The organism is Cyclobacterium sp. SOCE241, assembly GCF_056867545.1.
Genome location: NZ_CP149779.1, coordinates 4,505,634 through 4,527,744, shown reverse-complemented (window position 1 = coordinate 4,527,744; position 22,111 = coordinate 4,505,634). Strand labels below are relative to the sequence as shown.

The window sequence follows — 22,111 nt, the reverse complement described above, 5'->3', positions numbered from 1 at the left end:
TACTACTGATATTAACACTGTTGCCCGAAATTAATTTTGGGCAACAGTTTTTTAGGATAAGTGCGGACTTTTCAATCAAGGAAAAAATTGCAGATGGAACCTCAAGATTAATTGTAGGAAAGGTCTATTATGATCTTTCCGCAGAGAAAATAATCTATGACATCTCTTTTCCTGAACCGGAAACTTGGGTATTAAAAGACACCACTTTATATCGATTTCAATCCAATGAATTACTGGGTAAATCATCTTCTTTTGTAATTCCTACTTCTTCATTTTTCCATTTTACATTATCTGGACAATTGGCCAATTTCGGGTTAAGAAATAGTGGCTATACCATAATAGATGTTGCCAAAAAGAAGATCAAATTTTAACCACTTGGGAGCCAGAAGAAGAAAAAGTAAAAAGTTCGTTGGGTAAAGTTATAATGTCTAATTTAGACAAAAAATTACAAGCCATAGCATTCTACAATCCTGATAATGATTTGTTGAGCAAGCAATTTTATAAAAATTATACTAACGTATCGGGTTGTGAAGTCCCAACAGAAATCACGCAAATAAATTACCATGAGCAAGGACAAAATTACCAGGTTACTTCCTATAAAAATGTGATTATAAATGAAAAAGGAAATGAAATTATTTACGATTACAAGCTTCCTGATCTGTAGTTTAATTGGAGTAACCTTTGCTCAGTCCAATAATGAAGTGTTGGCATACAAAGATTTGCTAACTGAAAAAAGAAGGCGGTTCATTACAAAGCAGCAGAAGAAAACAAGAATGAGATAGAGACAGTTTTCTCTGGATTGTTTAAGGTTTACAAAAATTTTATTTCTTCCCAAGATGGATCTAATTGTGTGTTCTACCCCTCATGTTCAGAATATGGCTTATTGGCGGTAAAAAATATGGAGTATTGCTAGGGACAGCGAATACAATGGATAGGTTGACAAGGTGCAATGGTCTAAGCCCTGAAAAATATGCTTGGACAGAAGACCGAACCTTAATGATAGACGAATTGAAATGAAGTATTTGTTAGCAGTAATCGTGCTGCCCTTATTTTCCCTATCCGGATATAGTCAAAATTTGTACGATTTCGATAATTCTGCAGCTTTTGCAAGTTACCTAAGGCAAACAAATCAATTCAATCTTGCCATTCCTGAATATGAAAGACTTGTATTCATGAAACCTGGCGACTTAACTATTGAGAAAGACTTACTGGCAGTATATTGGGAAGCTGAGATGTGGGAAACGGGAATAAATAGAGCTTTAAACCTTTACCCAAATGAAAACACCATGCCTAGTGAACTGGCCTTTGAATACGTGGCATTGTTGTTTAAAAACAAGCAGTTTAATGATGCCAAATCCTTTTCAGAAAACAATACCCACCTTCAAGCTCATGAGCGCTACTTTTATTCCGGAACCTCTGATGCACTGAGATTCGAATGGAAATCTGCCTATGAAAGCTATAGCCTGCTCGGAGAAAGTAATTTTCAATCTGCACAAAAATACTTGGAAATTTCTAGGCAAGCCTTGGAAGAAAAAGAAAAAGTCCTGCGCTGGCAGCTGTTATGTCTACCATCGTGCCCGGTTCAGGAAAAATTTACACTGGTGATTGGAAGGATGGATTAGTAGCACTTCTTTTTGTTGGAACCACTGGCTGGCAGGCTCAAAGAGCTTTCCAAAAACAGGGTGTAGAAAGTGTAAGAGGATGGATCTTTGCCTCTATCTCCTTTGGATTCCATATTGGTAATATTTTTGGATCACATAAGTCCGCAAAATTGATAAATCTTAAAAAGGATGAATTCCATCAAAATAAAATCGAGCATCTCTTTTATTCTAATTTTTAGCTTTTGCTTTTTGCACCAATTCAAAGCTATTCCCAATCCATTGATCAAACCTTTGATTTTGGACGGCAACTTATGCAAACGAATCAACCTGATAAAGCCATCGCAGCTTTTCAGCGTGTGCTGTTTTTTGGTAATAAGGATTTTCAGCAAAAGGTCTTTCCAAACATTGCGGAGTGTTATTTTTTAATGGGTGATTATTCCGCTGCGGCTAGGTATTATGATCTCGCCTATTTTGCGGCAAAAACAGATACTGCCAAAACGAATTTCACCTTTAAAAAAATTGAAAGCTTAATTAGAGAAAAATCATTTCTCTTCGCCCAAGTAGAAATACTCAATCTACCTGATGATTTGACTCATTCCTTGACCAAGAAAAAAATCTTTACGAAGGCATAATTTACTATGGCTTGGGAGAATACGAAGACTCAAAAGGAAGTTTTTTAAACCTTGTGTCGGAAGAAAAGCAAAAGAAAGCGGTGTTGGAATCCTTTTCAAAATTAAAGAAAGTGGAAAAGATAAACCCTAAAAAAGCCCGAGTTATGAGTATGATAATACCTGGTTTGGGGCATTTTTATGCCGGAGATGTAAGAAATGGAATTAACTCATTGGTCCTAAATGGCGGCTTTGCTTACCTCACTTTACAGACCATGTTCAATTATTCTCTATGGGATGCAGCGATTTCCATATTGCCTTGGTACCAAAGGTTTCACATGGGAGGATATAATCGAGCAGAAGAAGCTGCTCATGAAAAAATACGAGACAAGACAGGGGAAATTTTTGAGGAAATTATCGTGACAGTGGCCTCAGCTCAATCTAGCACCCGAAATAAATAAGATAAAGAAAACTCCAATTGGGTGAAGTTTAGGTCAAAGATTCTTTCTTGTGCTTCGGGATTTCCAAACTCGTAAGAGTACCTTACTTCTCCTTGGATGGTATGATTTCCAAACAATTTAGACAAACCAACACCAGCGGTAAGTCCATACATTAACTTTCTAGGCCTATCACCTTCTTGACCATAAGTGGGAATTACAAGATCACCTTCTATTACCCTTACTTCATCGTTTACGTTCAGTAAATAACCTAGGTGTGGACCGATCTTAATATGAAAACGACCAGAGTTGCCCAAGTAAAAATTAGATAAAACAGGGACCTTTAAATAATCAAAACTAGTTTTATTGCCGGTGTTGATTGTATCTGTAGCGGCATATCCAGTGGTCAAAAGCTGAAATTCTATTTGTCCTCCTGCATTTTTTTCGAAAAATTGTTCAATCACCAAGGAAAAACTTGGTGCTTTAAAACCAGTAACATCTCTGGGATAAGCTCCCAGAGATGTTCTGTAAGTAGCACTTGATTGTGTATATCCTGCTTTTATACCAATGCTAGTTTGGGCCATTAATTCCCCAGAAAAAATGCTCACAAGAAATAATAGTATAAAGGAAGGTTTCATAAGGTGCTAAGTTGGTCTGCTGACTCAAGTAAAATGGGCCAATAACCTATTTTTTCTTCTCATCTATATCTTCTTCCCTATCTCTTAATTTCTTGTCATCCACATTTTTATTCAAAAACGCATTGATTTTATCAATAGAAAATGAGCTTGAAATTTCTCCAAATGAATTAATATTCATTTTAAAACCTTCCAATTCCTCATTTACTCTTGGAATATCTTTCTTCTTTGAATTTTTTGCCATGACCAAAGGGTTTAAGTATGTTTTGGGCACATTAAGATGCCTTTATATTCTTTAACGCAAAATCTATCCTTAAGATTAGCTCTTCTTTACCTAAAATTTCAAATATCTGCATAAGATCCGGTCCTGCTCCTACGCCGGTAATGGCAAGTCTTACCGCTTGCATTATTTTACCTAATTTAATTTCTTTTTCCTCCGCAGTTTCTCCCAACATAGTTCTAGCCAAATCAGCGCTAAGGTCTGTGGAAATTGCTTCAAGCTTATCTCTAAATGCAGTTAGTACGATCACTACATTGTCATTCCATTTTTTATTAACAATGCGCTCATCAAACTCCGTTGGTGCAAACACCATGAATCGACCTTCCTTCCAAAGATCAGCAGGGAAAGTAGCTCTTTCTTTCATGAGAGAAACTATCTTTTCAGCCTTTTCTTTACTTATACTTATGTCTTCTTTTGCAAGATCTGCCAATAAGTAATCAGATAATTCTGCATTACTTTTCTTTCTTAGGTACTGTTCATTGTACCATTTAGCCTTATTTATATCAAATTTAGTGCCCGACTTACCAATTCGTTCTATGGAAAAGGCTTCGATTAATTCATCCACCGTAAACATTTCTCTTTGATCTCCAGGGTTCCAACCCAAAAAGGCAAGAAAGTTTAAGAAAGCATCTGCCAAATAACCGGCTTCTTTAAACCCATCTACCAATTCTCCATTCTCAGGACTTGTCCAGTTTAAAGGGAAAATTGGAAAACCGTGTTTCTCGGCATCCCGCTTAGACAATTTGCCATTGCCATCAGGCTTCAATAATAAAGGAAGGTGGGCAAATTGTGGCATGGAATCTTCCCATCCCAAAAATTTATATAACAATACATGAAGTGGAGCCGAAGGAAGCCATTCCTCGCCCCTGATTACATGAGTAATTCCCATTAAATGGTCATCTACAATATTGGCCAGATGGTAGGTAGGCATACCATCAGATTTCATCAACACTTTGTCATCTAAAGAGTTGGAATGAACCATTACCCAGCCACGTACCAAATCATTTAATCGAACCTCTTCTTTTCTCGGTATCTTGATACGGATTACATAGGGATCTCCTGATGCCAATCGCGCTTTGACCTCATCTGCAGGTAAGGTAAGCGAATTCTTCATCTGAGTTCTGGTGATGGAATTGTATTGCGGAGATACCACCCTTGCAGCAGTAAGTCGCTTTCTCATTTCATCCAGCTCTTCCGGTGTATCAAAAGCATAATATGCATGTCCTTGATCCAATAAATATTGGGCATACTCCATGTACATTGGCTTGCGTTCAGATTGCCTGTAAGGACCCACCTCTCCCGGCTTCCATGGGCTTTCATCAGGAGCAATCCCTATCCATTCCAAAGCATTTTTAATGTATTCCTCAGCTCCAGGGACATACCTGTTTTGGTCAGTGTCTTCTATCCTTAACAAAAATTTTCCACCATTCTTTTTGGCAAAAAGATAATTGTACAATGCAGTTCTAACACCGCCTATATGTAAAGCTCCGGTAGGTGATGGAGCAAATCTAACGCGTACTTCCTTACTCATAAAACAGCAATAAATTTCAATTTAAGTGGGCAAAGATAATCAATAATTAACGAAATTGACCGAATATAGTCCAAAGTATTGCCAATGTTAGCCATATCTAAAACTATAAAACGGTCTTGGATGTTTAAATAGCATAACATGCCAAAAAGCGCATCCCATATTGATCCTTCCCAGACAGAAATGTTTCGCCTGCTTAAAATTTTTGGTATTGCATCTCTTTCCTTGGTTTTAATCCTTTCTTTCTTCAATGAGTATAGGGCCAATAATTCAGGAGAAGACCCCACATTTACAATTAAAGATGCCGGTCTTTTGTTCTTCTATAATGTCAGAAGAATCGATTATCGTACCAGCAGATTGGCAGAAGCCAAACTGGAAATATATACCCATAAATCCTTTGATAATGACAGTACCCTTAACACGATAATTTTGAACATTATTGTCAATAAACACAACCAAACAGCCTTTCTGTTCTTAAAGCCCCAAGGGAATTACATCAACCGGAAAATACTACTCAGAAATAGAGAAGGCCAAAAACAAGATAGTTTAACCATATCACCAAATACATCCAATAGGCAAACTCATTTGGAAAATGTCAAAACAATTGGGCATTGGCTCGAACAAGAATCTGGGAATATAGAAGTTTTATCAAGCAATAAATGGACCCCTATATTTGAAAGAAAAAAGAAAAACAGGCATTTTTACATAGCCTAAATGATTTCTTAAAAATCACCGGCAGGCATTGAATTTGTTATTAACTATGAAAATTTGCTCCCATTCTCATAATAAACGGTCTTTTCCCACGTATTGCGAATGGCAACATTTTTTGTTAAATTAAATAACTTTTTTGATGCAAGACCTATATATTGACCCAAAACGATGACCTATGGAATTGAAAAGAATCGACAATATCTGGCATTTCTTTGCAACGCAGAATCAATTGTTTCTTAAAAAGGAAATTGATACCCGTGTACTTTATGTTTTTAAAAAAATAAGATCAAACTTTTACACTCCTTCAACCCAAACTTTACAGCTCATTCAAATTTAAGTATTGGTCCGGAAAACTTTGAAATGGCGGTGGAAACCTATGCTGCCAGTCAAAAAAGATTTGGTCTGCCAGCTCCTGTTAATTTACAACAACGAATATTTTTTCCTAAGGAATTACTTGCCTTGTCTTCAAGGTTTTCCTTTATTGTAGAAAAGGATAGATTTAAAAACTTAAGGGTGACTTTGGAACCATTTATCCCTAAAACAATCAAAGATACCAGCTCCCCAATTAACCTTATTTGTGAAACACTCTGGTCTTTCAGGTACTTTTCAAATACCATCAAAAACTAAGGTTAGAAGCTTTATGTAATAAAATCCACAAAAATAAAATAATCCCAAAGGATCCTTTTTAACTTTGAGCATGAATACTACCAAAGAAGAAATTAGCTTTCCAATATTTACGATGGCCAACAGAGGAATTCTGCTTTTGTGTGGGATTTACACCATTGCATGGGGCGGACTTTTTAAATGGTTTGGTCCTGCCCTATTTTCATGGTTGGCCATGGAAAGGGAATTCACCATCATGATGTCAACAGAATGGTATGGGACAATAGGAATTATTGCCGGTGTACTCCTCTTTCTTTCTGCTTTTTACCCTGTAAGCTGGATATATCTCATAGCAGTTGGCCTCACCGGAAAACTTATTTCCATCCTTTCTTTTATAATGGTCTACCTGCCAAATTTGGAATGGAACAAAAGAATTGGATTTCACTTATTCTTCAATGAAATCCTTTTTTTTCTTTAGTAACAGCCATGCTGTGGAAAGCTTGGAAAGTAAAAAAGTACTTGGCCACACTCCCTGATTAAGTGATTAATTTGAGCTCTTGAATCTCACTCCCTCTATATACAATCCGATTGGGCTGGATTAATTGATACAAATAACCCAACCCTTTTGGATTAATTCCAACTATAGAATAAGGATTAACAGAAGGATAATGATTATGGCCCCGGTAGAAATGTATACTCCTCCTCCCAAATCTTTTGACTCCTTGTTAATCTCCCTTAATTCTTTCCGCACTTCTTTTCTTTCACTTTTCTCCATAGCTTTAAAATCCATGGCTTTGATTTCTAAAAAGCGATCATCCAACTCATCCAATCTTGCTTGATCTTCAGAACTTAACTCTTTCTTATTTGGTTCCGGCTCATCTTTTTCGCCTTGGCAGAAGGAACAACTGAGACAAAGAGCATCAATACGGACAAAGAATAGGCTAGCTTTTTCATTTTAACTAATTTTTAAATTTAACATTAACTTTTTATCAGGACATACATGGTAAGCCGATGAAAAATATTTTAATACCAATAATCTTACCAATTTCCATTAATGCCCCTTCCTGCGTCTGAGTTCTTGAAAACCGTCTTGTTGTGTGACCTATTCTATTTAAACTTTTCCACCATTAATATATCGCAAAGGCACTTCTAAAGAAAATCAGCTCAGCCCCAACAAGTCTATTCGGGAATCCGGCTTAAAATTCATTAACTTGGATTAAAATTGTTGGTATATTTGCTCTCCTAACGTAGCGCAAAAATCAAAAACCTACCTGAAAATGTCTAAAGACAATAAAAAATTATTCTTACTGGATGCAATGGCTCTTATTTACAGAGCACATTTTGCTTTCAGCAAAAATCCCAGAATCAATAGTAAAGGATTAAATACAGGAGTCATGTTGGGCTTTACCAACACCCTTTTGGAAATCTTAGAAAAAGAAAAACCCTCTCATATAGCAGTAGTATTCGATACTTCGGCACCTACCTTTAGACACAAGCAGTTTGAGGCCTACAAGGCCAATAGACAGGAACAGCCCGAAGATATCAGCATAGGTATCCCATGGGTGAAACAAATAGTTAAAGCCTTTAATATCCCTACCCTTGAATTGAACGGTTATGAAGCCGATGATATCATAGGCACGCTCGCAAAGCAAGCAGAAAAAGGCTGTTATACTGTTTACATGATGACCCCTGATAAAGATTACGGACAATTAGTGGATGATCATATTTTCCTATACAAACCTGCTTTCATGGGCAATGCTGTAGACGTAATGGGTCCCAAAGAGATTTGTGAAAAATGGGATATCGAAAATGTAGATCAGGTTAGGGACATCCTGGGTTTGATGGGTGATGCTGTGGACAATATTCCAGGGATTCCGGGAATTGGAGCCAAAACTGCAGTAAAGCTACTTAAGCAATTTGGAAGCATTGAGGAATTGGTTAAGAACACAGACAAGCTGAAAGGTAAACAAAAGGAAAATGTCGAAAAGTATGGAGAACAAGGGATATTGTCTAAAGAGTTGGCAACCATTATTCAAGATGTACCCATTGAATACCATGCAGATGACTTTACCGTTGAGCCACCGGATGAAGAAAATCTAAAGGCGCTATTTGCAGAACTGGAGTTCAAAACATTAACTAAAAGAGTTTTTGGGGAAGGAGTTAAAAAGTCAAAGGTAAAAGTTGACGAACAGTTGGGATTGTTTACAGGGAATGAAAGTAAGGCCGACACCTCTACTGAAATTGCTGAACAAGCTCCCCTTATTCCTAATGCAGAGGCGCTTGATACCATTTTTAGCCGCCCTCATGATTACCATAAGGTAGAAGGAGAAGCAGCCATAGGGGAGTTGGTCAACTATCTTTTGAAACAAAAGGAAGTTTGCTTTGACACGGAGACCACCGCTCTTAACCCCAACAAAGCTGAATTGGTTGGAATATCATTTGCCTATATAAGTTCAGAAGCCTATTATATCCCTTTCCCTAAAGATAGAGAAAATATTGATGTTATTTTGTCCCAACTAAAGCCGGTATTTGAAGCTGAGCATATTTTGAAGATTGGTCAAAACATCAAATATGACATTTTGGTATTGATGAACTATGGCATTGCTGTCAAAGGAAAACTTTATGATACCATGCTGGCTCATTATTTAATAGAGCCGGAGGGAAAACATTCCATGGACTGGTTAGCAGAGCAATACTTAAATTACAAGCCTGTTTCTATAGAAAGTCTAATCGGCAAAAAAGGCAAAAACCAAGGCAATATGGGGGATGTTGATCCAGATGAAGTGGCTCCCTATGCCTCTGAGGATGCAGATATTACCCTGCAGTTAAAAACCAAGTTTGACCCCATAATCAAAGAAAATAAACTGGAAAAGCTTTTATTGGAAGTGGAAAGTCCTTTGATAGGTGTCTTGGCAGCCATGGAGTTTGAGGGAGTTAAAATAGATACAGATAGCCTAAAAGAAATGTCCTTGTCCTTGGAAAAGGAAAGCAAAGAAATTGAAGCCAAGGTTTATGAAATGGCCGGGGAAACTTTTAATCTCGCATCACCTAAGCAGCTTGGAGAGGTACTTTTCAACAAGCTTAAACTAGATGACAAAGCCAAGAAAACCAAAACCGGACAGTATGCTACCGGTGAAGAGGTCCTCAGTAAATTGGCCGGAGAGCATGAAATTGCCCAGGCAATTTTGGACTTTAGGCAAATGGTAAAACTTAAGTCAACCTATGTAGACGCACTTCCAGCGCTGATCAACCCTAAAACCGATAGAATCCACACTACCTACAATCAATTTGTGGCAGCAACAGGAAGGCTGTCTTCTATAAATCCCAACCTTCAAAACATCCCAATCCGTACTGAAAGGGGTAGGGAAATACGGAAAGCTTTTGTCCCCAGAGATGAAAACCATGTCATTCTTGCAGCAGATTATAGTCAAATAGAGTTGCGAATTATGGCTGCCTTCTCCCAAGACGAATCAATGATAGAGGCATTCAAGCAAGGCCGTGACATTCACGCCACTACTGCTGCTAAAATTTTCCAAGTTCCTCTGGAGGAAGTTACTGGAGACATGCGAAGGAAAGCCAAAACAGCCAATTTCGGAATCATTTACGGTATTTCTGCATTTGGCTTGTCCCAGCGACTAAGGATCCCTAGAGGAGAAGCAAAAGAAATTATAGATGCTTACTTCAAAGAATTTCCTGCAGTAAAGGCTTATATGGACGAATGCATTGAAAAAGCCCGAAAGAATGAATACGTAGAAACTATTTTGGGCCGGAGAAGGTATTTGAGAGACATCAATAGCAGAAATGCCACTATGAGAGGGTTTGCTGAAAGGAATGCAATCAATGCCCCCATCCAAGGGTCAGCTGCTGACATGATTAAATTGGCCATGATCCACGTGCAAGATTGGATGATTAAGGAAAAACTAAAATCCAAAATGATACTCCAGGTTCATGATGAATTGGTTTTTGATGCCCATAAAGATGAAGTAGACCTTTTGAAAAAGAAATCCCTCAACTGATGGGCAATGCCATTAAAATTGAAGTGCCACTAGAAGTAGAAGTAGGGGTTGGAAAAGATTGGCTGGAAGCCCATTGATTCCAATTCGGAGGAAAACAACATTTGATAAATCTATTGTATCAGTAAAAGCTCAACAAAAAAACTGTGGCTAAAGTAAAGACTTCTTTTTCTGTCAGAATTGCGGTGTAGAAAGCCCAAAATGGACCGGTAAATGCCCTTCTTGCGGTGAATGGAACACTTTTGTGGAAGAGGTGGTACAGAAAGAAGAAGCGCAAAGAGGAAGCTGGAAAGCTAATAATAAAAACACTAAAAAGGCCAACCAACCCAAAACCTTGGGGGAAATTACCTTTGAAGAACAATCCCGCTTAATTACTGGGGATATTGAACTAGACCGAGTGCTGGGTGGTGGGATCGTCCCAGGATCTTTGGTACTTATCGGTGGAGAGCCCGGCATTGGAAAATCAACATTGATGTTGCAGATCGCTCTTATGCTTTCAAAGACCAAGGTACTATATGTTTCAGGTGAAGAAAGTGAAACGCAGATCAAAATGCGCAGTGAAAGGATGCAACACCATTCGGAGTCCTGCTATGTGCTTTCAGAAACCAAAACACAACAAATTTTTCAACAGATAGAATTACTCAAACCGGAACTTCTAGTCATAGACTCGATTCAAACCCTCCACAGCCAATATGTTGAATCTGCTGCTGGTTCTGTCAGCCAAGTAAGAGAGTGCACCGCTGAATTGATGAAATTTGCTAAAGAAACGGGAACACCAGTCTTTTTAATAGGGCATATTACAAAGGATGGCACCATTGCGGGACCTAAAATTCTAGAGCATATGGTAGATACTGTTTTACAGTTCGAAGGGGATAGGCATTTAAGTTATAGAATCTTGCGTACCTCCAAAAATAGATTTGGGTCTACCAATGAATTAGGTATCTATGAAATGCATGCCAACGGACTTAGGCCTGTTACCAACCCTTCAGAAATATTGATGACCCAAAGGGAGGAGCAATTAAACGGAGTGGCGATTGGGGCTATGCTCGAAGGAAATAGACCACTGTTGATTGAGATTCAATCACTCGTTAGCCCGGCAACTTATGGAACCCCACAGCGAAGCAGTACTGGGCATGATGCAAAAAGACTAAATATGCTGCTTGCTGTATTGGAAAAAAGAGGGGGCATGCGATTGGGTCAGCAAGATGTTTTTTTAAATATTGCCGGTGGTTTGAGAGTGGATGATCCGGGGCTGGACTTAGCTGTAGTAGCCTCCATCATTTCATCCTATGAAGACAAATCGATAGATCCAGGGATTTGCTTTGCAGGAGAGATTGGCCTTGGTGGTGAGGTAAGGGCTGTCAATAGAATTGAAAACAGAATTGCAGAAGCGGCTAAAATGGGATTTAAAAAAATCATGCTATCCAGATATGCCATTAAAGGGCTGGAATTAAATAAATACCCCATTGAAGTACTTGCTGTAAGTAAATTGGAAGAAATGTACCGACATATATTTCTATAGTCGGTACACAATATCAGGTTTACGCTACACTAAACTTTATGCCCTTAGGATATATCCATTAGAATAAAGCTTTTTATTCAGGTTTTTTAGCACCAAAAGCTGCAAAGCAGCAATTCTTGTGGAGCACCTCTATTCCGGAAAATCCAACTTTTTCCATAAGGTTAAGTTGAAAGAGTAAAGACCTTGGGCTGTCCTCTTTTTCAATATAAGCAAATACATCCTTGCGGTATTCAGGACCTTTAAGCTTTTCCAGATAACTACCGTACCAATGCCACATCATTTCCTGAATTTCAGGCACATCATGATGTACCAAATCTGATATCCAAAATGTACCTCCCGGAGCCAATAAGCTAAAAATTTTGGCAAAGGTTTTTCCCAATCTTCTTCGTCCCTAAGGTGGTGTAAAACTGCTGCAGCCACAATAATATCATATTTGCCTTCTTCCAGCTTTGCCTTTCTTAGATCACCTTGGATGGTATTCACTTGACCTGTTGTTGCCCAAGTTACCCTATCTTTGGCTTTGGTAAGCATGGGTTTACTTAAATCTAGCAAATCACTGTTAATTTGAGGGAAATTTTCCAAAATCTTAAGGCTAAGGTTGCCGGCCCCACAGCCAATATCTAATAAATTTTTGGCCTTAGGGTTTGAAACTTTCGCAGCATGTGCGATCAAATTCATACACAATGGGGCATCCATTGTCGCTTGTTGGCCTGTGTCTAAATTAGAAAAACGTTCTACATCATGATCAAATCTTTCTTTAATTTCCTTTACAGTAGACTTGTGTTGCATGGTTTATTTTTTAGGGTTTATTTAAACTAAACTTTCTTGATTTTAGCCATTTATTACTGCAATAACAACATTTTCACAAGAATCCACAAATTCTTCCGAAAAAGAAAAAACCATATCATTTTGAATATCAATGGATTAAATATTCTATTTTTTTTTATTCAACCAGTTGCCAAAATGAGAAGTTTTCTCCATTGTCCAACCTTATAACATGACCATTTACTATCGCCATCTTTTTCTCTCCTTTCTTGGACAGAAAAAACAATGGAGATTTGTCTAATGTGGTGTTAACGTCGGGTTCGTTTCCTTCTGTAAATACCACTAAGGGTAATTGATGGGCTTGCCCTTGGTTGGTTTTTTCGGTAGCGACCGCTAAATAACCTTCTCTAAGCAAATCCAGAGCTCTTTTTTCTGTCAGCTTTTCCAGAGGTATTGTCTCTGTCCATATTTTCCCTCTCTCCAACACCATACCATTTGCATCAATTTCTTGATAGCCATGGTAAACCGATAAATCTCCCCAATCCACTATATTTCCTTTCATTAAAATAAGACTATCAAGGAATTCCTCACTACTTTTGATGCCTATATCTATAAGATAAGCTTTATCACCGACAACGGTTTCCACATTTCTAATTAACAAATCCATCAATTTTGAATCATTTTCGGGTATCGCTATGTACTGCTCCTCTGTATAATTAAGGTAACGCTCTGTGGCAATACCATATAGTGCATCCAATAATATCATAAAATTTAACTGACGAATGTATTGCTTTTCCGGATCCCCGGGATAGGCGCCAGATTCGATTAAAATTGTACTTGTCCCCCATTTCTGGATATTGTCACCAAACGCCCTAGGTTCAAAACTGTCGTTATATTTACCTACTTGCCCCGGCACCACCTGCTGTAACAAGTGATTCATTCCTACGATTACTTTCATGGCCTTACTTCTCACTGCATTCACTTCTCTTGCTTCATTATAAGCCGGTGCTAAAAAACTGATGGTAGCGGGGAGGGAGCTCCCTCCACATTGTAATACCTGTTCTGATCGTGTAAGTTAAAGCCAAATTCGGGGTTAAATTCATCTCTTACATTTTTCAAAATGATTCCCTCCGGACTGCTTTGCCGAACAGCATCTCTATTTAAATCGATTTGTTGTGCATTTCTTCTTTTGAATTTTTCCGCTCCATCGGGATTCAACATAGGAATAAACCTTAGACATAAATTTTCTCGAATTGCTTGCCGAATAGATTCAAACCCATCTTCCGCTGAACCTTCAAGGAAATTGAAAAGATCGAACAATGCCATGGTTGCAGTACTTTCATTGCCATGCATTTGAGACCATAGCAAGACTCTACGCTCACCTTTTCCATAGCTAAGTAAATGTATTGGCCTACCTTCTACAGATTCACCAAGTACATTATTTTCAAATAATGCATGCCTTTTTGCAATCAGAGGAGCAATAACCTGATATCCAAAGCGCCTGTTATCAATGGACTTTTCTTTGTATTGCATGAAAGCACTTTCCAGAATTTCAGGATTGATAGCTTCTGTTTTTACCCTTTTTTCTTGGCAACTATAAAGTAAAATTGAGAGAAGAGTAAAAATCACAGGAATTCTAAAAGACGATTTCATTGTGTTACAGGATATTGGTTACCATGTAAATATGGTGAATTTTAATTAATTTCAAGTCCTGATTTAGCAAACAGCCCAGGGGAAAAACATTTAAACCGCTACCATTTTATGAAACTAGAAATTCTTCCTTTTAAATTACCTCTCAAACATACCTTTACCATTGCTCACCAAAGCAGGGATGTACAAGACACCTTGATTGTAAAGTTAAACTCCGGAGAAAACTATGGACTGGGGGAATCAACAACCAATCCTTTTTATGGAATATCTCTGGAGAATATGGAAGCATGTTTGGAAGAAACCAAAGCAAAACTCTCAGCAATAGATGCGATCCATCCTGAAGAGCTTTGGGAAATCACCAAACCGTTCTTTGAGGGCAATCCATTTGCTCAATGTGCACTGGACATGGCAGCCTGGGATTTATATGCCAAGCAGCAAGGTAAAAAACTGTTTGAATTGCTTGATCTTGACCCTCAAAATATTCCTGTCACCAACTTTACCATTGGTATTGCTCCCGTTAATAAAATGGTTGAAAAAATGCAGGAACAACAATGGCCCCTATACAAAATTAAACTGGGTACTGAACACGACATGGACATTGTTAGGGAACTACGAAAACATACTGATTCTGCTTTTAGGATTGATGCAAATTGTGCTTGGAATGCCAAACAGGCCATTTCATACTCTCAAGAACTTGCAGATTTAAATGTAGAATTTATGGAACAACCCCTTCCAAAAGATGATTTTGAAGGAATGAAAAAAGTATTTCGAGAGAGTGCTTTACCTGTAATCGCAGATGAAAGCTGTATTACTGAAGCTGATGTTGCCAAATGCTATGGCACCTTTCATGGCATCAATGTAAAACTGGTCAAGGCCGGCGGAATAACTCCAGGACTCAGAATGCTTAAAGAGGCCAAAGCTTTGGGTATGAAAACAATGGTAGGCTGTATGACCGAGTCTTCTGTAGGGATATCAGCTATAGCTCATATTGCCCCCTTACTAGACTATGTAGACATGGATGGAGCCATGCTTTTGTCGAAGGATATCGCTGATGGAGTTAAAGTTTATGAGGATCATGTTGCATTCCCTGACAGAAACGGAACAGGTGCTTTACTCTTGTAATCCAGAAATTTGTGATGAGCCACTCTTATAATACTGAGCTTCCTGATAGAAAAATTTATTGTGAAGGGAAAAGTTTCCTTCACTTTTGCGGCACTTCCTATCTGGGCATGGGAAGCCATCCAAAATTCAGGCAACTCCTAATTGATAGTATTTTGAAGTATGGGCCAAATCATGGCTCTAGCCGCAATAGTAATGTTAAGTTGCAGATATACGATACCTTTGAGGAACATTTTGCTGCTGAAGCAGAAGCTGAGGCCGCCTCCCTTCTCAGTAGTGGCTTTATGGCCGGGCAACTAGCATTCAATACTTTAACCCCTATGGTTGATCTCACCTGGACTGCGCCTGACACCCATCCGGCCATCACAAGTGGAAAACCTCTACTTTCAGGGCTATCGCATAAAGAATGGCAACAAAAATGTATTGCTAAATCCCATGAATTAATGGGACAAAGAATACTTCTCCTTTCCAATGCTGTCAATCCCCTAATTCCTGAAATTCATGATTTTGCATGGACCAAATTGCTTTCTCCCTCCAACAAATACTTTTTACTTATCGATGACAGCCATGCCTTTGGAGTTCTTGGAAAAGGTATTTATGGCACCTTCTCTTCATGGAAAAAGTTACCGGTTGAGTTAGTTGTATGCGGATCACTAGGCAAAGCCCTTGCCCTACCGGCAGGAATTATTTTGGGTAATCAATCAATCTTAGAAAAAGTTAGAGAAAGCGCAGTTTACCGGACTTCCTCCCCTCCTGCCCCGGCATTTCTAAATGCTTTTATTGAAGGCCAAGATATTTATTTCCAACAACAAGAAGTTCTACGCAAAAATCTGAGCTATATGTACTCCGCCATTGCCAAGCTTGATGATTTTAAGATGTTGCCCCAATACCCTGTTATATCTTTTGAACCTGCAGCTTGGGTAGATGAATTGCATCAAAAAGGATTTATAGTCTCCTCTTTTCCTTATCCTTTTCAGGACAGTCCTCCTATAAACAGAATCATATTATCAGCCTGGCATCTTCCAACTGATTTGCAAACCCTGGTAAAAGCGGTTGCGGGAATGGGTGGTGGTTAATTGTTAATTGTTAATGATTTGACTTCGTAAAGGAACCCATTTTGTTATTACCGATATTGGTTATTTTCATTAATAATTTATAATTGTTAATTATGTGGATATCGTAGAGGAGTCCATTTTGTTATTTTCGATATCAGGTGTTTCCAATTATAATTTATAATTAAAGAATTAATAATTATTAACGGTAAAACTAGAATGAAAGAGAACATTGTTAAATCCAAGAGTTTTACATTCGCTGTCAAAACAGTTAGGATTTATCAATTCTTGTGTGAACAAAGGAAAGAGTTTATTCTTTCAAAACAGCTTTTAAGAAGTGGCACAAGTGTGGGTGCTATGATTCGAGAAAGCGAACATGCTGAGTCCAGAAAGGATTTTATACATAAATTAGCTATTGCCCAAAAAGAAATAAATGAAACCATCTATTGAATCGACCTTCTAAAAGATACCAATTACCTAAGTGAAGAACAATATATCAGCATTAATACTGATGCAATAGCACTTATCAAATTAATTACTAGTATAATAAAATCAACAAAAAATAAAAGTTGATGGTTAATTATTAACTTCAGGGTAGCGCAAAGAATATTGTATTTTTTCTCCTGATGTCGACTGGTGTTAATTAAAAATTGTAAATGGTTAATTGTTAATTAAAAGGATAGCGTAAAGGAGACCATTTTGTTATTCTCTATATCGGGTATTTCATTAATAATTTATAATTAAAGAATTAATAATTGTAAATGGTGAATTGTTATTTAATGAGATAGCGTAAAGGTCACATTCTTGTTATTATTGATATTGATTATTTACATTAACAATTTATAATTAGATCATTAATAATTAAATAATTATGGATTTTCAACAAGATCATAATTCTCTAAATATTCCTTGGGAGTAGTATGCCATTCAGAAAGTCTGCTTACTCCAGTTTCTAAGCAATTGTAATAAAGATCGTAAAGCAATGTACTTACTTCCTTTGGAAGTTTATATTTTTCCCCCTTTCCATCATGATAGGTTTTCCAATTAGCCGCTTCTTTTTCCTTTATAATTTCTAACATGGCAAAGGTCACCGGTAGTCTGGCAGATTTTACACGTCGGAGATGTTCGGGATTTCTGCTAACCGCCTTCTCTGCTTGGTCAAAAAGATGGTTGTATTGAAGCAATAATTCCGAACTCAGAAAGCTATCTGTTTCCTCCTTTGGGCTACCGAAAATAGACATTTTTCTTCCTGTAAATCCTTGATTGTTGGCATGAAGGAGATCACTATAATTCTTAATATAAGGTGCTGCTTTGCCATAAAAAGCCTTCCAAAAGCCCTCCATTTCCTTGGCAACATCCAAATCAGGATCCCAAAGTAATTTGGCCAACAGGTAAGCCCTAATTTCAGCGGATTCACCCCGGACTGAATATTGCCCTGAGCAAAAACTGCACTCACATTATTGTTCCGAAGAAATGAAATATTGGGTTGCAAGGTCCTAAGATTTGGGAATGGAGCCAGCAAATTCGCAAATTGAATATTATAATCCCAAACTAAGATATTATCAGTAATCTTACCCCAACCTTTCAAATCATTGCTAAAATCCGGATCGCCTGATTCCATTGGCTCATTTCGAGTACTCTCTATGCTACACAACATGATGTTAACATTTTTTCTGGGAACAATATCCTTTGGAGGGACCCTTGTATACTGATATGCCAAGGTAGAAATGATCTTGTCAGGAAAGCGCTCTGCAACCTTATTGACAAAAGATAACATGGACCCCATGCCCAAGGCAGGGTATTGACCACTATGAGTTGCATACATTTTTTCCTCCGGAGGGTAGGCTGCATACTTGGCATCTAAAGCAGCACAATGTTCACATTGGCAATAATTTACGTTGTCGTTTTGACTTACAGACCAATAAAGTGCATCAGGTTTTTCATTTATGGCTTTTTGAAGGTTTTCGCAGACAATTTCTAGAACTTCCGGATTGGTAAGGCAGAGTTGAGATTCGGGTTGCACACTCTTTCCATCCCAAGACGGCACCAATCCCGGATGCCTTTTCCCATCATAAAAACTAAAATATTCAGGGTGACTTTCCCCATATTCTTCAGGGTTAAGAAAGTTATGAAAAGTATGCACCCAGTGCCCCCATTCTGCAGGATCTTCCCCTCGCTTGGTATGGGAATGCAATTTGTGCCAGGCCATGAATTCAGGGGTATAGGCATCGTGATAAAACACCTCCCTAAAAGAGAAATCAGGAACTTGAAGATCTGCTATTAGGGGAAGCTTTATGGTTTTTTGAGGAGGAACAACTTCAAATGTTGAAGTGTATTTTTTACAGTCCAGGTATTTTTCCAGAAAAGTATAAACTGCATATTCCACCCCTTTCTTTGGTCCACCGGTAAGTATCAATTGCTTGCCATTGTTTCCTATATAAATTCCATCCTTCCCCATTTTTTCGTAAGGCAAAAACGCAGTTTCTGCACGATTAACTTTTCCAATCAGGATTTCATTCATCAAGGGAAGTCCCAAGTCCCGAACTACAGGCAGTTTTGCCCCTGAAATTTCGAACAAATAATGTTGCAATACCTTGGCTCCCTTAATTTCCTCTATAGTAGGCTTCTCCGGAATGATGATGGTAAAATCAGATTTTCGATTTTTGACCAAGGTAAGCTCTTGAGCCAGACCGGTGGAAACGAAAGAAAGAGCTAATAAGAGTCCAATTAATGTTTTCATAGGGAATTTGGGACTATTGGCGGAAAGGAATAAAATGAAATATACAATAGAGAAAGGGAAAAATTTATTTTTTGTAAAAAAAATTAAGAGTTGACCTAAAAGAACAGGCATAATACTTGATACTAACTTATTTAGTTAAACCTAAAAGCAAATTAAACATGTACAAACAGATATTGACCCCACTTGTTCCCTTCCTATTATTTATTGCTATTCCGCTTAAAGCTCAAATTACGATTGATGCGGAGACCGGGCTGGTATTCCCCGGGTACAATGACGTAAGGATTCCCAATAATTCAGGAACTTTGTTTAGTTTTCAAGATGATTTTGAAGCTGAAGGACCGGTCATTCCATTCCGTGTAAGACTGGGCTATACTTTCAATGAAAAAAACCATATTTATGCATTGTATGCCCCACTAGGAATAAATTACAATGGCACCCCAAACAAAGACATCAACTTTCAATCTAGTGTATTCACACAAGGGGAAGCTTTGGATGGCTATTACAAGTTCAACAGTTACAGACTGACTTATCGTAGGGATATCATTGCTTCCGGAAATTGGCTTGTAGGAATTGGTTTTACTGGTAAAATCCGTGATGCTCAAGTCCGTTTGACCAATGAGCAAGGTCTAGAGGACAAAAAGGATGATTTAGGTTTCGTCCCATTGTTACACCTATATACCTCTTATGACTTAGGTAATGACCATTTAATTTATTTTGAAGGAGATGGACTCGCAGGAGGACCCGGAAGGGCCTTTGATTTGTTTTTAGGCACCAAACTCCCCTCACAGAACAATTGGCGATTAAAGCCGGGTACCGTTATTTGGAGGGTGGAGCAGATGTAGACGAGGTTTACAATTTCACTTTGGTACAGTTTGCTGTAGCGGGCTTGATTATTCAGCTATAATATACTTAGCGGAATAATTATTCAACTTCACCTGCTTGCTGTGTCTGTTTTTCATACAAGGCAGCATAGGTTCCTTTGGAAGCCATTAAATCTGCATGTTTACCTTGTTCTACAATCTCGCCATCATCTAACACCAAAATTTGATCCGCAAGCTTTGCTGAAGACACCCTGTGGGATATAATAATGGAGGTTCTATTCTTCATTATTTTCTCCAAGGCATTTAAAATAGCATTTTCTGTTTTGGTATCTACAGCAGAAAGACAATCATCGAGCAATAATATTTTAGGTGATTTTACTATTGCTCTGGCTATGGAAACCCTTTGTTTTTGGCCTCCCGACAAAGTGATGCCTCTCTCCCCAAGTCTTGTTTCAAAGCCTTGGGGAAACTCGATGATGTTTTCATAAACATCTGCATCTTTTGCTGCCTGTTTAATTTGTTCCATATCAAGTGATTTCCCTAAGCCAAAACCAATATTATTAGAGATAGAATCACTGAATAAAAACACATCTTGAGGCACATACCCAATTTGTTCTCTCAAACACGCAATATCATAGCGTTTTATATTCAAGCCATCCAAAAGAATTTGCCCTTCATCAGCATCATACAAGCGCATCAATAGATTGGCTACAGTGGATTTACCTGAGCCGGTGGTTCCTATTATGGCCAATGATTTTCCAGCCTTAATTTCAAAGCTAATATGATTCAAAGCCTTAATGCCTGAATCAGGGTAAACAAATGTAAGGTTTTCTACTTTTATATGTCCTTCTATATCTTTTACCAGATTTTCTGTGCTTAAAATATCGTTTTTCTCATCCAAAAATTCATTGATCCTTGCCTGTGAAGCTGCGGCTCGTTGCACTATACTTGTTACCCAGCCAAGGGAGGTCACCGGCCAAGTCAACATATTAACGTATAGAATAAATTCTGCAATAACTCCATAACCTATAGCACCTTCAATTACCTGAATCCCGCCTACATAAACTGTTATAATGGTACTTAATCCTATCAAAGCCATGATCAATGGAAAAAAAGGGATTGGACTTTAGTAAGGGAAATGGATTTTGTTTTATAATCCTCACTGGCTTTTGGAATTGATTGGCACTGTCTTTTTCTCTCACAAATGATTTGATCACCCTGATTCCAGAAAAAGCTTCCTGAACAAAAGTGCTCAATCCAGACAAGCTACGTTGGATCTTTTCAGACCGCTTATTGATCATATTGTTGACCAAATAAATGCTTATGGACAATACAGGTAGAGGCAAAAGAGAATAGAGGGTAAGGGGTACATTTACAGTGAGCATATAGCCGATCACCATTGGAAACAACACAATCAAATTAATTCCATACATCAAGGCAGGACCTAGATACATTCGTACTTTTGAAACATCCTCTGTAATTCTAGCCATCAGATCTCCTGTACTATTTTGTCTGAAAAAACTTAAGGGAAGCGATTGATAGTGTGCATAAATTTCATTTTTAATATCATATTCTATCAGCCTAGACATCGCTATAATAGTTTGACGAATAAGGAAGAGGAAAAGGCCTCTAAGAAGGGCCATCGCTAAAATGAGAATGCCGAAGATGAAAATGTACATTAAAAATTCGGACCTCGCTATTTCCCGAACAACTTCTCCCTCATCATACAACTGATAATAGCTGAAACTTTCCACAACGTAATCGATGGCAATTCCCACCAATCTCGCCGGAATGATTAAAAAAGTTTGAAATAAATGTAAAAACGATACCTAATATGAGGTATAGCTTGTATTTGAATAGATACTTATTTAATCTCCAAAGGGGCTTCACAAAATAAAAGACTTTTTAAACCACAATATCTTTTACAATATTATGTTATATTGCAAATGAAAGGCAGGTGAAGTACATAAAATTCTGTACTCACTTGTTTTTTAACTGAACTCAAATATAACATATTATAAACATC

At 37.9% G+C, this 22,111-nt stretch carries 23 protein-coding genes and 4 pseudogenes; 16 read left to right on the top strand and 11 right to left on the bottom strand.

What is annotated here, in order from left to right; all coding sequences use genetic code 11:
• The first annotated feature begins 20 nt into the window (after window positions 1–20).
• The 7 genes from WG932_RS22900 to WG932_RS22870 all read left to right on the top strand — a co-directional run bounded on the left by WG932_RS22900 (window position 21) and on the right by WG932_RS22870 (window position 2,670).
• On the top strand, window positions 21–371 hold the full coding sequence (locus tag WG932_RS22900) for a hypothetical protein (protein ID WP_483085516.1): 351 nt from the start codon (window positions 21–23) through the stop codon (window positions 369–371).
• A gap of 53 nt (window positions 372–424) precedes the next feature.
• Window positions 425–664 (top strand): hypothetical protein, encoded by a 240-nt coding sequence (locus WG932_RS22895; protein WP_483085515.1) that lies wholly within the window; start codon window positions 425–427, stop codon window positions 662–664.
• A gap of 135 nt (window positions 665–799) precedes the next feature.
• On the top strand, window positions 800–913 hold the full coding sequence (gene yidD, locus WG932_RS22890) for a membrane protein insertion efficiency factor YidD (RefSeq protein ID WP_483085514.1): 114 nt from the start codon (window positions 800–802) through the stop codon (window positions 911–913).
• Window positions 865–1,017 carry a hypothetical protein gene (locus WG932_RS22885; protein WP_483088766.1) on the top strand — a complete coding sequence of 51 codons (153 nt, stop codon included), beginning with the start codon at window positions 865–867 and terminating at the stop codon, window positions 1,015–1,017. The genes yidD and WG932_RS22885 overlap by 49 nt, the downstream gene beginning before the upstream one ends.
• Window positions 1,014–1,622 carry a hypothetical protein gene (locus tag WG932_RS22880; protein WP_483085513.1) on the top strand — a complete coding sequence of 203 codons (609 nt, stop codon included), beginning with the start codon at window positions 1,014–1,016 and terminating at the stop codon, window positions 1,620–1,622. The genes WG932_RS22885 and WG932_RS22880 overlap by 4 nt, the downstream gene beginning before the upstream one ends.
• Before the next feature lie 221 nt (window positions 1,623–1,843).
• A complete protein-coding gene (locus tag WG932_RS22875; RefSeq protein ID WP_483085512.1) occupies window positions 1,844–2,233 on the top strand; it encodes a hypothetical protein in 390 nt (129 codons plus the stop codon).
• Between the two features lie 11 nt (window positions 2,234–2,244).
• Window positions 2,245–2,670, top strand: coding sequence for a hypothetical protein (locus WG932_RS22870; RefSeq protein WP_483085511.1), 426 nt, complete (start codon window positions 2,245–2,247; stop codon window positions 2,668–2,670).
• Here the strand turns inward: WG932_RS22870 and WG932_RS22865 are convergent.
• The 3 genes from WG932_RS22865 to gltX are packed head-to-tail and all read right to left on the bottom strand — an operon-like array spanning window position 2,646 to window position 5,092.
• On the bottom strand, window positions 2,646–3,284 hold the full coding sequence (locus WG932_RS22865) for an outer membrane beta-barrel protein (protein ID WP_014020137.1): 639 nt from the start codon (window positions 3,282–3,284) through the stop codon (window positions 2,646–2,648). The genes WG932_RS22870 and WG932_RS22865 overlap by 25 nt on opposite strands.
• Before the next feature lie 46 nt (window positions 3,285–3,330).
• Window positions 3,331–3,525, bottom strand: a complete 195-nt coding sequence (locus WG932_RS22860) for a hypothetical protein (protein ID WP_041935078.1) — start codon at window positions 3,523–3,525, stop codon at window positions 3,331–3,333.
• Between the two features lie 31 nt (window positions 3,526–3,556).
• Window positions 3,557–5,092, bottom strand: coding sequence for a glutamate--tRNA ligase (gltX, locus tag WG932_RS22855; RefSeq protein WP_149393711.1), 1,536 nt, complete (start codon window positions 5,090–5,092; stop codon window positions 3,557–3,559).
• A 138-nt stretch (window positions 5,093–5,230) separates the two neighbouring features.
• Here gltX and WG932_RS22850 point away from each other — a divergent pair, with 138 nt between their 5' ends.
• From WG932_RS22850 to WG932_RS22840, 3 genes are all read left to right on the top strand, one after another.
• Window positions 5,231–5,803: a hypothetical protein gene (locus tag WG932_RS22850; RefSeq protein WP_483085510.1), complete on the top strand. Its 573-nt coding sequence runs from the start codon at window positions 5,231–5,233 to the stop codon at window positions 5,801–5,803.
• Between the two features lie 357 nt (window positions 5,804–6,160).
• Entirely contained in the window at window positions 6,161–6,427 is a 267-nt protein-coding gene (locus WG932_RS22845; RefSeq protein ID WP_483085509.1) for a hypothetical protein, read from the top strand.
• Window positions 6,428–6,497: 70 nt separating this feature from the next.
• Window positions 6,498–6,881 carry a hypothetical protein gene (locus WG932_RS22840; RefSeq protein WP_483085508.1) on the top strand — a complete coding sequence of 128 codons (384 nt, stop codon included), beginning with the start codon at window positions 6,498–6,500 and terminating at the stop codon, window positions 6,879–6,881.
• Between the two features lie 162 nt (window positions 6,882–7,043).
• On the opposite strand, the gene WG932_RS22835 is transcribed toward WG932_RS22840, so the two are convergent.
• Entirely contained in the window at window positions 7,044–7,232 is a 189-nt protein-coding gene (locus WG932_RS22835) for a hypothetical protein (RefSeq protein ID WP_483085507.1), read from the bottom strand.
• Window positions 7,233–7,680: 448 nt separating this feature from the next.
• On the opposite strand from WG932_RS22835, the pseudogene polA reads away from it, so the two are divergent.
• Both polA and radA read left to right on the top strand, forming a co-directional pair.
• Window positions 7,681–10,496: pseudogene (gene polA, locus WG932_RS22830) on the top strand (DNA polymerase I).
• Between the two features lie 66 nt (window positions 10,497–10,562).
• Window positions 10,563–11,938, top strand: a pseudogene (gene radA / locus WG932_RS22825) (DNA repair protein RadA).
• A 73-nt stretch (window positions 11,939–12,011) separates the two neighbouring features.
• Here radA and WG932_RS22820 read toward each other — a convergent pair.
• From WG932_RS22820 to WG932_RS22805, 4 genes are all read right to left on the bottom strand, one after another.
• The gene (locus WG932_RS22820) at window positions 12,012–12,218 is read right to left on the bottom strand and encodes a hypothetical protein (RefSeq protein ID WP_483085506.1); all 207 of its coding nucleotides are present in this window, start codon (window positions 12,216–12,218) and stop codon (window positions 12,012–12,014) included.
• Window positions 12,215–12,727, bottom strand: coding sequence for a class I SAM-dependent methyltransferase (locus tag WG932_RS22815; protein WP_483085505.1), 513 nt, complete (start codon window positions 12,725–12,727; stop codon window positions 12,215–12,217). Before WG932_RS22815 ends, WG932_RS22820 begins: the two co-directional genes overlap by 4 nt.
• A 154-nt stretch (window positions 12,728–12,881) precedes the next feature.
• Window positions 12,882–13,685, bottom strand: a complete 804-nt coding sequence (locus tag WG932_RS22810) for a hypothetical protein (RefSeq protein ID WP_483085504.1) — start codon at window positions 13,683–13,685, stop codon at window positions 12,882–12,884.
• A gap of 26 nt (window positions 13,686–13,711) precedes the next feature.
• Entirely contained in the window at window positions 13,712–14,356 is a 645-nt protein-coding gene (locus WG932_RS22805) for a M14 family zinc carboxypeptidase (protein WP_483085503.1), read from the bottom strand.
• A gap of 108 nt (window positions 14,357–14,464) precedes the next feature.
• Here WG932_RS22805 and WG932_RS22800 point away from each other — a divergent pair, with 108 nt between their 5' ends.
• The 3 genes from WG932_RS22800 (at window position 14,465) to WG932_RS22790 (ending at window position 16,974) form a co-directional block, all read left to right on the top strand.
• Window positions 14,465–15,475, top strand: coding sequence for a dipeptide epimerase (locus WG932_RS22800; RefSeq protein ID WP_014020126.1), 1,011 nt, complete (start codon window positions 14,465–14,467; stop codon window positions 15,473–15,475).
• Between the two features lie 152 nt (window positions 15,476–15,627).
• Complete coding sequence (locus tag WG932_RS22795) at window positions 15,628–16,548, top strand: aminotransferase class I/II-fold pyridoxal phosphate-dependent enzyme (protein ID WP_483085502.1); 921 nt, start codon at window positions 15,628–15,630, stop codon at window positions 16,546–16,548.
• 195 nt (window positions 16,549–16,743) lie between these two features.
• Window positions 16,744–16,974 (top strand): four helix bundle protein, encoded by a 231-nt coding sequence (locus WG932_RS22790; RefSeq protein WP_316928177.1) that lies wholly within the window; start codon window positions 16,744–16,746, stop codon window positions 16,972–16,974.
• 419 nt (window positions 16,975–17,393) lie between these two features.
• Here the strand turns inward: WG932_RS22790 and WG932_RS22785 are convergent, their stop codons facing one another.
• Together WG932_RS22785 and WG932_RS22780 are read right to left on the bottom strand one after the other, a co-directional pair.
• Window positions 17,394–17,765, bottom strand: coding sequence for a hypothetical protein (locus tag WG932_RS22785; protein ID WP_483088765.1), 372 nt, complete (start codon window positions 17,763–17,765; stop codon window positions 17,394–17,396).
• A 99-nt stretch (window positions 17,766–17,864) separates the two neighbouring features.
• Window positions 17,865–18,982: pseudogene (locus WG932_RS22780) on the bottom strand (DUF4838 domain-containing protein); the annotation flags it as partial.
• A gap of 440 nt (window positions 18,983–19,422) precedes the next feature.
• On the opposite strand from WG932_RS22780, the gene WG932_RS22775 reads away from it, so the two are divergent.
• Complete coding sequence (locus WG932_RS22775; RefSeq protein ID WP_483085501.1) at window positions 19,423–20,106, top strand: hypothetical protein; 684 nt, start codon at window positions 19,423–19,425, stop codon at window positions 20,104–20,106.
• Between the two features lie 79 nt (window positions 20,107–20,185).
• On the opposite strand, the pseudogene WG932_RS22770 reads toward WG932_RS22775, so the two are convergent.
• Window positions 20,186–21,975, bottom strand: a pseudogene (locus tag WG932_RS22770) (ABC transporter ATP-binding protein).
• Window positions 21,976–22,111 lie beyond the last annotated feature (136 nt).

Excerpts from the sequence above, each read along its gene's own strand:
- WG932_RS22895 (WP_483085515.1), top strand. The coding sequence starts at position 425 with ATGTCTAATTTAGACAAAAAATTACAAGCCATAGCATTCTACAATCCT.
- WG932_RS22885 (WP_483088766.1), top strand. The coding sequence starts at position 865 with ATGTTCAGAATATGGCTTATTGGCGGTAAAAAATATGGAGTATTGCTA.
- WG932_RS22880 (WP_483085513.1), top strand. The coding sequence starts at position 1,014 with ATGAAGTATTTGTTAGCAGTAATCGTGCTGCCCTTATTTTCCCTATCC.
- WG932_RS22865 (WP_014020137.1), bottom strand. The coding sequence starts at position 3,284 with ATGAAACCTTCCTTTATACTATTATTTCTTGTGAGCATTTTTTCTGGG.
- WG932_RS22860 (WP_041935078.1), bottom strand. The coding sequence starts at position 3,525 with ATGGCAAAAAATTCAAAGAAGAAAGATATTCCAAGAGTAAATGAGGAA.
- gltX (WP_149393711.1), bottom strand. The coding sequence starts at position 5,092 with ATGAGTAAGGAAGTACGCGTTAGATTTGCTCCATCACCTACCGGAGCT.
- WG932_RS22850 (WP_483085510.1), top strand. The coding sequence starts at position 5,231 with ATGCCAAAAAGCGCATCCCATATTGATCCTTCCCAGACAGAAATGTTT.
- WG932_RS22845 (WP_483085509.1), top strand. The coding sequence starts at position 6,161 with ATGGCGGTGGAAACCTATGCTGCCAGTCAAAAAAGATTTGGTCTGCCA.
- WG932_RS22840 (WP_483085508.1), top strand. The coding sequence starts at position 6,498 with ATGAATACTACCAAAGAAGAAATTAGCTTTCCAATATTTACGATGGCC.
- WG932_RS22820 (WP_483085506.1), bottom strand. The coding sequence starts at position 12,218 with ATGATGTGGCATTGGTACGGTAGTTATCTGGAAAAGCTTAAAGGTCCT.
- WG932_RS22815 (WP_483085505.1), bottom strand. The coding sequence starts at position 12,727 with ATGCAACACAAGTCTACTGTAAAGGAAATTAAAGAAAGATTTGATCAT.
- WG932_RS22805 (WP_483085503.1), bottom strand. The coding sequence starts at position 14,356 with ATGAAATCGTCTTTTAGAATTCCTGTGATTTTTACTCTTCTCTCAATT.
- WG932_RS22800 (WP_014020126.1), top strand. The coding sequence starts at position 14,465 with ATGAAACTAGAAATTCTTCCTTTTAAATTACCTCTCAAACATACCTTT.
- WG932_RS22790 (WP_316928177.1), top strand. The coding sequence starts at position 16,744 with ATGAAAGAGAACATTGTTAAATCCAAGAGTTTTACATTCGCTGTCAAA.
- WG932_RS22785 (WP_483088765.1), bottom strand. The coding sequence starts at position 17,765 with ATGTCTATTTTCGGTAGCCCAAAGGAGGAAACAGATAGCTTTCTGAGT.
- WG932_RS22775 (WP_483085501.1), top strand. The coding sequence starts at position 19,423 with ATGTACAAACAGATATTGACCCCACTTGTTCCCTTCCTATTATTTATT.